This is a genomic window from Chryseobacterium sp. II3a (assembly GCF_057815135.1).
This window is the reverse complement of record NZ_JBYPZJ010000001.1, coordinates 696,469-709,707: the sequence shown is the minus strand read 5'-3', so window position 1 is coordinate 709,707 and position 13,239 is coordinate 696,469. Positions and strand designations below refer to the sequence as shown.

The 13,239-nt window shown below is 36.0% G+C and carries 11 protein-coding genes and 1 tRNA gene; 7 read left to right on the top strand and 5 right to left on the bottom strand.

All coding sequences use genetic code 11. The features are described from left to right. The first annotated feature begins 34 nt into the window (after positions 1-34). The 5 genes from AC3HD6_RS03150 to AC3HD6_RS03130 all read left to right on the top strand — a co-directional run bounded on the left by AC3HD6_RS03150 (position 35) and on the right by AC3HD6_RS03130 (position 6,283). On the top strand, positions 35-1,570 hold the full coding sequence (locus tag AC3HD6_RS03150) for a M61 family metallopeptidase (RefSeq protein ID WP_488895026.1): 1,536 nt from the start codon (positions 35-37) through the stop codon (positions 1,568-1,570). A gap of 45 nt (positions 1,571-1,615) precedes the next feature. Continuing rightward, the gene (locus tag AC3HD6_RS03145) at positions 1,616-2,689 is read left to right on the top strand and encodes a serine hydrolase domain-containing protein (protein WP_488895025.1); all 1,074 of its coding nucleotides are present in this window, start codon (positions 1,616-1,618) and stop codon (positions 2,687-2,689) included. Between the two features lie 276 nt (positions 2,690-2,965). Continuing rightward, entirely contained in the window at positions 2,966-4,363 is a 1,398-nt protein-coding gene (locus AC3HD6_RS03140) for a Gfo/Idh/MocA family protein (RefSeq protein ID WP_488895024.1), read from the top strand. Next, positions 4,353-5,261: a sugar phosphate nucleotidyltransferase gene (locus AC3HD6_RS03135; RefSeq protein ID WP_488895023.1), complete on the top strand. Its 909-nt coding sequence runs from the start codon at positions 4,353-4,355 to the stop codon at positions 5,259-5,261. The genes AC3HD6_RS03140 and AC3HD6_RS03135 overlap by 11 nt, the downstream gene beginning before the upstream one ends. Beyond that, entirely contained in the window at positions 5,252-6,283 is a 1,032-nt protein-coding gene (locus AC3HD6_RS03130) for a phosphotransferase enzyme family protein (RefSeq protein WP_488895022.1), read from the top strand. Before AC3HD6_RS03135 ends, AC3HD6_RS03130 begins: the two co-directional genes overlap by 10 nt. A gap of 164 nt (positions 6,284-6,447) precedes the next feature. Here AC3HD6_RS03130 and AC3HD6_RS03125 read toward each other — a convergent pair whose 3' ends face one another. The 5 genes from AC3HD6_RS03125 to AC3HD6_RS03105 form a co-directional block, all read right to left on the bottom strand. Further along, the gene (locus AC3HD6_RS03125; RefSeq protein ID WP_488895021.1) at positions 6,448-6,939 is read right to left on the bottom strand and encodes a DNA-deoxyinosine glycosylase; all 492 of its coding nucleotides are present in this window, start codon (positions 6,937-6,939) and stop codon (positions 6,448-6,450) included. 132 nt (positions 6,940-7,071) lie between these two features. Next, positions 7,072-8,127, bottom strand: coding sequence for a poly(ethylene terephthalate) hydrolase family protein (locus AC3HD6_RS03120; RefSeq protein ID WP_488895020.1), 1,056 nt, complete (start codon positions 8,125-8,127; stop codon positions 7,072-7,074). Between the two features lie 196 nt (positions 8,128-8,323). Further along, complete coding sequence (locus AC3HD6_RS03115) at positions 8,324-10,318, bottom strand: S9 family peptidase (protein WP_488895019.1); 1,995 nt, start codon at positions 10,316-10,318, stop codon at positions 8,324-8,326. Between the two features lie 367 nt (positions 10,319-10,685). Beyond that, a complete protein-coding gene (locus tag AC3HD6_RS03110; protein WP_488895018.1) occupies positions 10,686-11,030 on the bottom strand; it encodes a phage holin family protein in 345 nt (114 codons plus the stop codon). A 120-nt stretch (positions 11,031-11,150) separates the two neighbouring features. Continuing rightward, on the bottom strand, positions 11,151-11,573 hold the full coding sequence (locus tag AC3HD6_RS03105) for a PaaI family thioesterase (protein WP_488895017.1): 423 nt from the start codon (positions 11,571-11,573) through the stop codon (positions 11,151-11,153). 63 nt (positions 11,574-11,636) lie between these two features. Here AC3HD6_RS03105 and AC3HD6_RS03100 point away from each other — a divergent pair. Further along, a tRNA-Ala gene (locus AC3HD6_RS03100) sits at positions 11,637-11,703 on the top strand. 86 nt (positions 11,704-11,789) lie between these two features. Next, the gene (locus AC3HD6_RS03095; RefSeq protein WP_488895016.1) at positions 11,790-12,800 is read left to right on the top strand and encodes a PDDEXK nuclease domain-containing protein; all 1,011 of its coding nucleotides are present in this window, start codon (positions 11,790-11,792) and stop codon (positions 12,798-12,800) included. The last annotated feature ends 439 nt before the right edge of the window (positions 12,801-13,239 follow it).

Below are 13,239 nucleotides of genomic sequence, written 5' to 3'. Positions count from 1 at the left end.
TTTTGTAATTTAGTACTAAATAAAATAAAAGCAGATGAATAGCCTGATCAAATTAGTTTTTGTACTGTTTATATTTCCTAATGCAATTGTTGCCCAAGTTTCAAAGAAAGCTTATCAATATAATATAGATCTTGTTCACCTCTCTGGTGACGATGTTAAAGTTTCTTTTACTCCACCCAAAAACAATCTTAAACAGGGAAAATTCATTATTCCCAAACTAGTTCCCGGCTTTTATCAGGCTATGAATTTTGGGCAGTATGTTTCAAATCTTGTTGCCATAGATAAGAACGGAAAAAAAACTACTACTAAGCGTTTGGATCAAAACAGCTGGGTGATAGACGATCTTAAGCATGTCAGCACAATATCATACCAGGTAGCTGATGGATGGGATTCTTTAGAAAAAGACAGTCATGAGGCTAAATCTGCCGGCAGTATGTTTAATAAAGACAGTGTTTTTGTGATCAACTATAATTCGTTAGTAGGATATTTTCAGGAGATGAAAGATATTCCTTATCAGATTAAAGTGACAAAAAATAAAGACTTTTATGCTTCTTCTGCGTTAGATTACAGACAAAAGGATCAAAATACAGATGTTGTCTGGGCAAAAGATTACCGCCAGTTGGTAGACTCTCCGGTTTTATATTGTATTCCCGATACAACATGGCTAAAAATAGGACATACTGAAGTTCTCGTATCATTTTACAATAAAAAAGAACGACATTATTCAAAAAAAATAGCTCTTGAAATTGAAAATATCCTGAAGAACCAGCAAATTTATCTGGGCGGAACTTTACCGGTAAACAAATATGCTTTTTTAATTTATTACGAAGATTCAAATGAAAAAGGATTCATGGGAGATGGCCTGGAACATTCACAATCAACAGTCTGCCTGTACCGTTCCGGAAATATGAATTACCTTCCCAATGCCTTAAACAGAGTAGCTTCCCACGAGTTTTTCCATATTGTTACCCCTCTTAATATTCACTCAGAAGAAATTCAGCATTATGATTTTCTGAATCCTTCAATGTCTCAACATCTGTGGCTTTATGAAGGGATGACAGAGTACGCCACCATTCATATGCCCATCAAACAAAAAATGATAAGCCTGGAGGATTTCGAAAAAAGCCTGGAGGAAAAGATAAAAGAAATGCAGGAATTTGATAATAAATTATCTTTTACAGAAATCAGCAAAAATGCGATGGAGAGGCAGGATCAGTATATGAACTTTTACCAAAAAGGTCCATTACTGGGAATGTGCCTGGATATAAGATTAAGAGAACTTTCCGGAGGAAAAACCGGCACTCAGAACCTGATGCTGGAACTGATGAAAAAATATGGATCCGGTAGATACTTTAATGATGATGATTTGTTTGATGAAATTACAAAATTGACTTTTCCAGAGATACGTACATTTTTCAGTGATTATATTGAAGGGGCTCAACCTGTTCCTTTGAAAGAATATCTGACAAAAGTGGGTTTTAGTTATGACGAAACTTCTGGAAAAATAAATCTTTTACCCAATCCTGATTCAAAGCAAATCGCCTTAAGGAAAGCCTGGATAGGACAGTAAACTTTGGATTGTAAAATAAATATTTATTGTATTAAAAACCGTACTATGAAAAAACGATTTTCAGGATTGTTATTGTTTGTAATCCATTTCGCCTATCCACAAATACAGAACGTTGAAAAAGTACTTGACTCTTGTGTGAAAAGAGATAATTTTAATGGTTCCGTTTTGCTGGCTAAGAATGGAAAAACTGAATTACTTACTTACAAAGGTTTATCTAACCGGCATTATAATCTCCCATTTTCAGATGAAACCCGGTTTCATATTTTCTCACTGACCAAAACATTTACAGCAGCACTGATTATGCAGCTTTATGAAAAAGGCCAAATAGATTTAGATGCCAGTATTTCTACCTATTATCCAGAATACAAAGGCGAAGCAGCGAAAAAAGCAACCATAAGAAATTTGCTGACCTACAGCAGCGGTAGAGAAAACAAAGATATCAGCTCCCCTGAACTTATCCATCAGGCCTATGATAACACGATCTGGAATCTTGATGATTTTATCACTACATTTCTTTCTGAAAAGCTGGTTGACACTCCCGGAACAAAATTCAGTTATAATAACGGAGATTTTATATTATTGGGAAAAATTATAGAAAAAATTTACCACAAATCTTTTGAGGAAGTATTAAAAGAACAGATATTGATTCCGCTCAAAATGCAGCATACAGGATTTCTTCACCATAATGATATCATCAAAAACATAGATGAAGGATATTCCGCGGATCCATCCGATCCATTTGCTCTTCATATGCCTACCAATACTTATATTGATAATTTCTATTCTGCCGGAGCCATGTATTCTACTCCTAAAGACCTTCTTATTTTTGACCAGGCCATATTTAATGCTGTATTGTTCTCAAAAAAGACTTTAGAGGTAATGCTTACAGCAGACAAAAAACTAGAGGATACTGCATTGGGTTTTTGGGTATATCCTAAAAAATTCGGAACGATCAATACCCTATTTGCAGAACGCCAGGGAGAAGGTTATGGCCATAGTGCCAATTGGGTCCATCTGGTTGATAAAAATCTTAGTGTTATCATTCTATCCAACACCAAAAACATTCAATATCTGAATAAAATGAGGGAAAGATTAATTAAGGCTTACTATGGGCAGTGATATTTTGTGAAATTTGATCTTAATGAAATGAGATTTGAAGATAATAGACGGATAAATGATAGATGAGAAATGTGAGATTAGGTATGAATAGTATATTTTTCTTCCCAAGTGAATTCTCAATTGCCATGGAAAGGTTGATCAATTCAAACCCTAAGCTTTAAACATTTAACTTCTTAAATCCACATCCCGAAACTCTCACAATCTCAAACTCTCCTACTCTCAAACCCCATTCCATCACAGTTTGCAAAAGTTTTAATATATTTAAGAAAAAAATAGATGGACAACAGCACTTCCCGCAGAAATTTTATCAAAACAGCAGCTTTGGCAAGTTTTGGGGCATTGGTTTTACCCAATTCTTTATTTGCCTATTCAAATGATTTTAAAACAGATAAGAAAGTCCGTGTTGGCTTTATTGGGGTAGGACTTCGTGGCCAGGAACATGTAAAGCTATTGGCTAAACGCAGTGATGTAGAGATTGTAGCATTTGCTGATCCTGACAAAAGAATGCTTGCTGCTTCTCAAAAGATATTAAAAGACAACAATAAATCTGCAGCTCAGGAGTTTTCCAATGGTGAATATGACTACCGAAACCTTTTAAAACTGAAAACGATAGATGCTGTAGTAATTGCTACTCCATGGGAATGGCATCTTCCACAAGGCATAGAAGCCATGCGTGCTAAGAAAATTGTAGGTATGGAAGTTTCCGGAGCTATAAAGCTTCAGGATTGCTGGGAGTTTGTGAAAGTATACGAGGAGACGAAAGTTCCTATTTTCATGATGGAAAACGTATGCTACCGAAGAGATGTTATGGCAATTCTGAATATGGTTCGTAAAGGAATGTTTGGAGAACTTGTTCACGGAAGAGGCGGCTATCAGCATGATTTAAGAGGTGTGCTTTTCAATGACGGAGTTACGCCTTACAATTCAGGAGCTGAATTTGGTGAAAAGGGATTCAGTGAGGCTAAATGGAGGACTGAACATTATGTAAAACGTAATGGAGAACTTTATCCTACCCATGGATTAGGTCCCATTGCCATGATGATGGATATCAATCGTGGAAACCGTTTAACAAGGCTTTCTTCATTCTCTTCCAAGTCTGTAGGACTCCATAAATATATTACGGAACATGCTAAAGGTGGACAAAATCACCCGAATGCCAAGGTAAAATTCAATCAGGGAGATATTGTAACCACACAAATTGCCTGCGAAAATGGAGAAACTATTCTATTAACTCATGATACCAGCTTACAGAGACCTTATGATCTTGGGTTCCGTGTACAGGGGACGGAAGGATTATGGCAGGATTTCGGTTGGGGAGACTTCAACCAGGGCCATATCTATTTTGAAAAAACAATGAATCACACACACCGTTGGGACAATACGGAAAAGTGGATGAAAGAATATGACCACCCGATGTGGAAGAGATTCGAAAGCACAGCTGCAGGAGCAGGACATGGCGGAATGGACTTCTTTGTGATGAATACCTTTATTGAATGTATTAAAAGAAATATAGAATTCCCGATGGATGTTTATGATCTTGCCTTATGGTATTCGATTACTCCATTGAGTGAAGAGTCTATTGCCAAGGGGGGCCAGGTTGTTGAAATTCCTGATTTTACCAATGGTCAATGGAAAACTCGTAAACCTGTATTCGGAATGACTGATGAATTCTAAGAAAACACTACTCATTCTGGCTGGTGGATTAGGCAGCCGGTACAAAGGTCTTAAGCAAGTGGATGGAATACTCGATAATGGCTCTCCTATTCTGGAGTATTCTATCTATGATGCTCTGGAAGCTGGCTTTTCTAAAGTAGTTATTATTGTTAATAAACTGATTCCTCAAAGTTATATTGAAAGACTGAATTCAATCTCTGAAAAAAAGGGTTTTGAACTGCACTGGGTATATCAGGAAATGAACAGCATTCCCCTGCATGGTTTTGATTATCCGGAGCGTGAGAAACCATGGGGAACAGCCCACGCTGTGTTATGTGCCAAATATGTGATACAGGAACCATTTATTATGATTAATGCTGATGATTTTTATGGAAAAGAAGCTTACCTTCTCGCTGCTGATGAAATTAACCACCATCATATTTCCGATTCTCAATTAGAGATGATTGCTTACCCTGTGAATACAACATTGAGTGGTCATGGAACGGTAGCAAGAGGAATTTGTACTTTGGATTCTGAAAACAATCTGATCCGGGTAGAGGAACAAACCTCTATTCAAAAGCTTAATGGTTTTATCATTTATACGGAAAACGGTGAGCATATAAAACTAGATCCCAATACGTTGATATCCATGAATTTTTTCATTTTTCATCCTCATATTTTTTGTTCTTTGGAGGCCTACTTCTATGATTTCATAGAGTCTTACCCAATGCCAACACAAGAATTCTACGTTCCCAACGCAGTCCAAAAAATGATAGATGAAAAGAAAGTAAAAGTCATGGTAAAATCTTCCCCTTCCCAGTGGATGGGGGTAACTTATGCTGATGATAAAAAGAATATTAAGGATTTTCTGATGTCAGAAATTCAAAAGAACAGATACCCAGCAGATTTATGGAAATAAATGATATTGTCTCTCAGTTTATCAATACCGATAATTATAAGCTTTCTCCTATCAATGATGGGCTGATCAATACAACTTATCTTTTGGAAGATCTGGATCACCAAAAAAAGTTTATTCTGCAAAAGATCAATCATCATGTCTTTAAGCAGCCGGAATTTATCGTCAACAATCATTTAATGATTAATGAACTTCTTCGGTCAAATAATTATCAATTTCAAATTATAGAGCCTATCCCATCTCTCGTCCATGAATTTCTGATAAAAGATGTAAATGATGAACCATGGCGAATGTTAAGCTTTGTAGAAAACAGCATTACCTTTCTTACTGCTCCTTCTTTACAAACTGCTTTTGAGGCTGCTAAAGCCTTCAGCTATTTCCTTAGTATCGTAAATACTGAAAAGCTACCCGCTATTAAAGACACGCTTCCTAATTTCCTCAATTTCGAAAAAAGAATTGCAGACTATAAAAAAGCCCTGGAAAATACGGTTCCTCATCTAAAGGAGAACGCAAAGACTGAAATAGAGGTCACCAACCAGCTTATTTCCTTACCTGATGAATGGATAGACATGGAGAAAAGCAATCAGATTCCCAAAAGAATCATCCATGCCGATGTAAAGATCAGCAATATTCTCTTTGATCAAAACCATAAGCCGCTGGCCGTCATCGATCTGGACACCATGATGATTTCTACTATTTTATATGATTTCGGAACAATGATTCAGTCCTACACCAATACAACTTATGAAGATGACGGAAAGGCTAAAAACAATTTCAATCCTGAAATGTATGAGATGGTAAAAAAAGGATTTCTTTTCCACCTAAAGGAAAAACTGACTCCAGAAGAGTATGCTCACCTTGATTATGCTGCACAAGTCGCTATTTATATTCAGGAAGTTCGTTTTTTAACTGATTATCTGAATGGAAGCGTTTATTATGCTACGAAATATCCGGAACATAATCTGGACAGAACAAAAAATCAACTGGAATTATTGAAGGGATTAAGAGCGTATTTAGGCTCTTGATTCTGTTGATGCTAAAAGATTTCTAGGGAATGATAAAGTGTATGAATAACTAAAACGCTCTGTTTGTCATTCCCTAGAAATTTATATTTTAAATCTTCTCTCATACCCATTATCCAGAATTTAAAACTCATCCCACTCTCATACTCTACCCCAATCAAACGCTATCACCTTAAAAACTCCAAAATTCTCTTCCATTCTTCAAATTTTCTTTCAAAGGAAATGGTATGGAGCGGGCTTGTGGAGGGTATTAGAAAAATAGGAAGCCTATAGTTCTTCCCTAAAAGTTTTTGCAAATTCTTATATGATTTTCCGCCATTACAAAAAATGGCTTTTACATTGGGATATTCTTCCAGTAGTTTTTCAATCTGATTGGCTTCTTCATTTCTAATCTCAGAATCCAGGCTTCCCTTTCTTTCACAGGAATCAATGACATCCCAAAGGGCAATGTGATGTTTCTTTAAGGTTTCAGTTCTTTTAGAATAATCTTCGGTAAATTCTTCATTCAGCAATTCAAGGATAATTTTCCAGAATTTGTTTTGTGGATGAGCATAATATTGCTGCATTTCCAAAGATTTCACTCCGGGAATAGAACCCAGGATTAAAATTTCAGACTGATCATCAATGAGTGGTGGGAAAGAAGAAATTCTGTTTTGCATATTCAAATATATACATTTTGGCAAAGCTGTTGAAACTAATCATTATGAATAAAGCGGATTAAAGCCCACTTTCTATTGAATTTTTCATCATGAAAATAGCCGGAAAACCGGCTATTAAATATTTTAACCCCTTTATTGAAGGAGATCTGCTTTTGCATTTCGTTTTACCGGTGGGGTTAGAAGACCTATAAATTGAACATCATCTTTCAGTTTATACTGTGGTCCTACAAAATAAGATTTGGCCTCGCCGTCATTATAGCCCATATATTTTAGCCATGCTACAGAAATACCTGCAAATTCATTCTTTGTAATATCCATGGTAGGACTGAAATGAGTAGCTGTAGTGGCTGTAGCCGACCAGGCTGGTACATTTTTAATCAGATTACTCTGCCAAAGATTCGGCCACGTATCTGCCGGAACTACAAAATCCAGTCTTCCTGTAAGCGTAAAAGTTGGCACTTTCACTGTTGATCCTATAGCTACAGGCCCCGGTTCAATAGGTAAAGCGGCTACAATTTTCAGATCAGGATCAATCAGTTTCATAGCTGTTTCTGAAATACTGGATGTTAAAAGAGTGGCTCCTCCTCCTGCAGAATGACCGGCAATAATCATTTTTGAAAGATCTGCTTTTCCAAAAAGGGGAGATTGTGGATCTTTGTTTAATTTGGCAACATTAGCCGCTCCCAAAATATGCATATCCGGCATGCTATTGATAAAATTAGAGGAGATCACAACAATAAAACCATAACTTGCCCATAATCTGACCATCTGATCATAATTCCCCTGACTGGAAAGAATACCGCCTACAAAATTGACCACAGGAACCCTATTCATATTTGCAATATCTGACGGATAATAAACAGCAGTAGAAATAGGACTTTCAAAACCATACGGAAAATTGTTACTGCATTTAATACTCTGATCCAATATCCCTATTGTCTGTAAGATAGGAATCACAAGGCCAGCAAGCTGATTACACTCTCCTACAACAGCATTCGTACTTACCTGATGAGGCCCAGGCTGTCCATATTGGAGATTGGCAGTGCCTTTGGAAGGGAAAAGAACAGATTTATCTGCTGAAACTTCAATGATCTTTCCAGCTGGATCACTGCTAAAAACTTCTTCTTCTCTTTGACAGGAAATCATAAGTAAAGAGATCAATACTGTGGTTACAATACTTTTTTTCATATTTCTTTGGATTTAAATTCAGTATATTGATTTTAAACACCAACGGAACAATCATTTCAAATATAAAGAAAAAACAAGCACATTATTTTTTATTTGTTATGGGTTTCATAATGAGTTCATCACTGTAATCATTTACCAATCAGGCATAAAAAAAACGGAACAAGTCCGTTTTTTTTTATTGAGAAATAATTCTGTATTACAAAGTTTCTTTTAACCAGTCAAAGAATTCTCTCTGCCATACCAATCCGTTTTGTGGATGAAGTACCCAGTGATTTTCATTCGGGAAATACACCAATTTAGATTTTAATCCTCTTAATTTCGCTGCCTGGAAGGCTTCCTGTCCCTGTTCGTAAGGTACACGGAAATCAATTCCTCCCTGAACGATCATAATTGGCTTGTTCCATTTTTCTACGAAGTTACTTGGGTTAAATTCTGTATAAGCTTTTGGCTGTGGTTTTTCCCATGGCGAACCAATATCCCAGTTGGCAAACCAAAGTTCTTCAGTTGTTAAATACCATGATTTCATATCGAATAATCCATCATGAGCAATGAAAGTTTTGAATCTGTTTTCGTGGATCCCAGCTAACATAAATACGCTGTATCCACCATAACTTGCTCCTACAGCGGCTACTCTGTCACCATCTACATAAGGTAATGTTTTTGCATAATCTGTTGCTGCAAGGTAGTCTCTCATTGGTTGTCCACCCCAGTCTTTTGAAATTTCTTCATTCCATTTTGTTCCCCAGCCTGGCATTCCTCTTCTGTTTGGAGCCACTACAATATAATCGTTGGCCGTCATTAGGGCAAAGTTCCATCTTACGCTGAAGTATTGTGTCAATGCAGATTGTGGTCCTCCCTGGCAATATACCAATGTTGGATATTTTTTATTAGGATCAAAATTCGGTGGATAGTGGAACCATACGCCCATTTCTTTGCCATCCGAAGTTTTTACCATTTTAAGTTCGGATTTTCCTTGTGCTAACTTAGCATAAGTATCTTTATTCGCTTCAGTAACCTGCTTCATTTCTCCATTTTTAAGGTTTACAGAGAATAATTCTGTAGCATGGTTTACATCTGTTCTTCCTACTAATACAGAAGTCTTGTTATCTGTAAAAATTTCATTCACGTCAAAGTTTCCTTTGGTGATCTGCTGTACTTTTGAAGATTTTGAATCTAAAGAGAAAAGTTGTTTTGTTCCTCTGTAAGCTGCCGTGAAATAGATTGTTTTTGAATCTGCCCCCCAAAGAACATCTCCGGAAACACTGTCGTCCCAACCTGCTGTAAGGTTAGTCGTCTTTCCAGAATTCCAATCCATGATTTTTACATCATTCTTATCAGCCTCATATCCATCTCTTGCCATACTCTGCCAGATCAAAGATTTTCCATCCGGGCTGAATTTTGGATTGACATCATATCCTTTGTTTGATTCTGTAAGGTTTTTAGTAGTTCCAGTCGCTAAATCATAAGCAAAGATATCGGTATTGGTACTCGTTGCGTATTCTTTACCGCTTTTTGGTTTGGTAACATATAAAAGCTGTGCAGAATCAGGGCTCCAAATAAAATCTTCAGCACCTCCAAATGGTCTTTGAGGAGAATCCCATGTTTTTCCTTCCAACAAATCTTTAGCGGCTTCTACTTTATCCGAAGTATTCACTACAAATACATGGTTGTATTTCCCTTCGTTGAAATAATCCCAGTGTCTGTGGTTTAGGTCTGTATAAACCTGAGCAGTAGTTTTAGGAGTATCACTGTATTTATCTTTCCCCATTAGCTTTTCTACCAACACCTGCTTGCTGAAAGCAATTCTTTTTCCATCAGGAGAAATAACGATATTGTCTGCTTCTCCAATTGTATAGAATTCTGACCATGTTTTTCCGGCATCTTTTGAAAGATAAATCTTATCTCCCTCCTGAGCATAGATCCCATTTTTATCCCATTGGATCAAAGCTTTTTTACCGAAATCAATTTTAGAAGCCTGGTGATTAAGAACATTCAGAAAATAGTTCTCATTTTTTGTTTTTTCTGTTTTCAGATCTACCTGTCCTACTTTATAAATAAGAGAAGCCTGATCCGGAGAAACTGCCTGCACTCCTACTTTTTTCAAAGTCCAAAGAATTTCAGGCGTCATTACTTGTTGTGCATTCATTAAAAGCGGAGCTGCCAAAGCCAGCAGACTGTACTTAAGTTTCATATGAAGATTATTATTTATTTTTCAAAGGTCATTTGCAATCGTATCATCTTCATTGGTATTTGTATTTGCAGATCATGACGATTTCATATGTTCATTCATTTTTAGCAGATCTGTAAAACCCTACTGATTTCATCAAACCCTTTCATTAAATTCAAAGATTGCCAAAGTTAATATTTAAAATAAAAATTACCGAAAGAATTAACATTAAAATTGGAGATATAAAGGAAAATATTGAAAAACAGAGAATATTTTCAACAAAATAAAGGGTATTTCACTCGAATACTTTCAAACATCTCTGTTCATCCCCCAATAAAAAAGCCCACTGGCAAAATACCAGCGGACTTTTTTATTTTTAATTTTTTATCTCTTAGTCTCCATCTGAGAACATTGAATTTGCAAGAGAAGTTACAATTGAAAGCAATATACTGAAGATAAAGGCCCACCAGAAGCCATCTACCACCATACTGTCGATGAAATAATCAGCAATCAGGATAATACCTGCATTAATAACCAATGCAAAGAACCCTAAAGTTAAAATGGTAAGGGGAAGTCCAAACAGACTAAGAATAGGCTTTACAAATATGTTTAAAATCCCAAGCACAATAGCAAATATAATTGCTGTTGAAAAACCTTCAAAATGCACCCCTGGTAAAATTTTAGTTAATAGGTATGCCACTATTGCTGTGACAAACAAACGGATAATTAAGTTCATTTCGTTATTTTTTAATAGTTATGGGATGTAAGGAGCAAAAGCCATTCCATTTCGGTGAAAAAAAATTCTTTAAATCCTTTATCTAAGGAAGATTTTGCTTAATTCTGTAAAAAAATAAGATTATTTTATCTTCATCATGGTGACTAGTGAGGTAGCTGCATGACTCTCTGAGCCAGAGTCTTCATTCTGAACATAGATTTCTACTCTGATAACACTAATCTTGGCGCCCCCTTTAATAACATAAGCTTTTGAAACCAAAGCATCTCCCATAGCTGGACGAAGATAGTTCACTTTTAATTCAACTGTTACCACATAACAGTCTTCCGGATAATGGCTCACCGCTGCATATCCTGCGGAAACATCTACCAAAGAAGCAATCATTGCCCCATTGAACATCCCAGCTTTCCTGGTCATCATTTCCATTTTGGGAATTTTAATCGAGACAAAATCAGTTTCTACTTCCAATAATTCTGCTTTATAGAATTTCAAGGTTTCCGAACGGCCGAAGCTGTCTGTCATGAGTTTCTTTTTCTCTGGGGTCATTATTTTTTAAAATTTAAATGTAAATTTAAAAAATTAATATTCATACCGGGTAATGATGAAATGGGAAAATAAGCAGTGCGTTTGACTGGCAGTCAAAAGGCCACAGGTTCGAATCCCGTATTCTCCACCAAATGGCAACATTTTTATTTACGCTTGTTACTCCTCTACTAATTTTATACCTTCACAAATAGTATAATCAAAATACCAGATTAAGGGATGCTATTAGATCAATCAATTATAGCAGATATTAAAGCCATTATTTCTCAATCAAAAGATAGGGCGACACGTGCTGTTGATCATCAGAGAACACTGATGTATTGGCACATTGGCAAACGTATTTTGGAAGAAGAACAAGGTGGAAAAGACCGAGCCGACTATGGCTCCTTTCTTATCAAATATCTCTCGGAACAACTCCAGCCTGAATTTGGGAGTGGTTTTTCAGTTAGACAGCTAAACTGGTACCGACAGTTTTATCGGACATTTCCAATTGTGTCTGCACTGCGGACACAATTAAGCTGGACTCAGTATAAGTTACTACTAAGTATTGATAATGAAGATAAAAGAGACTTTTATATTGCTGAAACAATAAAGAACAACTGGACTTCCCGACAATTGGAAAGACAGGTTTATAGTAGCTTATATGAGCGGCTTTTGCTGAGCAATGATAAGGAAAGCGTTTTGGCTGTTGCCAAAAAAGAAAAACAGCCTTCCGATGCAAAAGAAATTATTAAAGACCCTATGTTTTTGGAGTTTCTCGGATTAAAACGTGAGACATCATTCTACGAGAAGGATTTGGAAAGTGCTATTATCACACATTTACAAGAATTTTTATTGGAGTTAGGTAATGGCTTTTCATTTGTGGCAAGACAGAAAAGAATACATCTTGATGGAGATGAATTCTTTGTAGACTTGGTTTTCTACAATCGTATACTGCAATGCTTCGTCATTATAGAAATTAAAACAAGCAAGCTGACACATCAGGACATTGGACAGTTGCAGATGTATGTAAATTACTATGATCGCATAGAAAAACTTTCTCATGAAAACCCAACCATTGGAATATTACTTTGTGCACATAAGAATGATACTGTTGTAAAGTTTACACTTCCTGAGGGACAAAAGCAAATTATAGCCAGTCAATATGATCTATATTTACCAACTGAAAAGCAGTTATTAGAAGAAGTAAATAAAGAGTTGGAGAGCTTTAAGGATCAAAGAAATCTGTAATCTTGTAGCTCCCTTCGATTTTCATAATAGAGTTATCTAATTATTACGTTTCTTATTTCGAAAACATGAGGATATATTTGCTATTCGCTGAGAAAAAAATAACAATTCAGGATATATGCGGTATATCAATATGTTTTATATCATTTTCGTAGATATAAAATGAATGGTGGAACTTTTCAAAATTATCCACACAAAATTTATTTACTGACTACTGTAATGAAATTCAAAACCATTTAAAAGATGTTCGATTATCATCCACTTCATCTATTACATCCTAACAACACTTCCATCATTTTAAATCAGAAAAAATATTTTCCCTTACTTACTCTTAGTTATTTTCTACCCTTAAGAATGAAACTTTTGTAATCTTTATCAATCCTAATAAAAATCAGGTTTTCCTGATGAAATAAAGGTTCTCTTTGGGTAGAATTCTTACAAA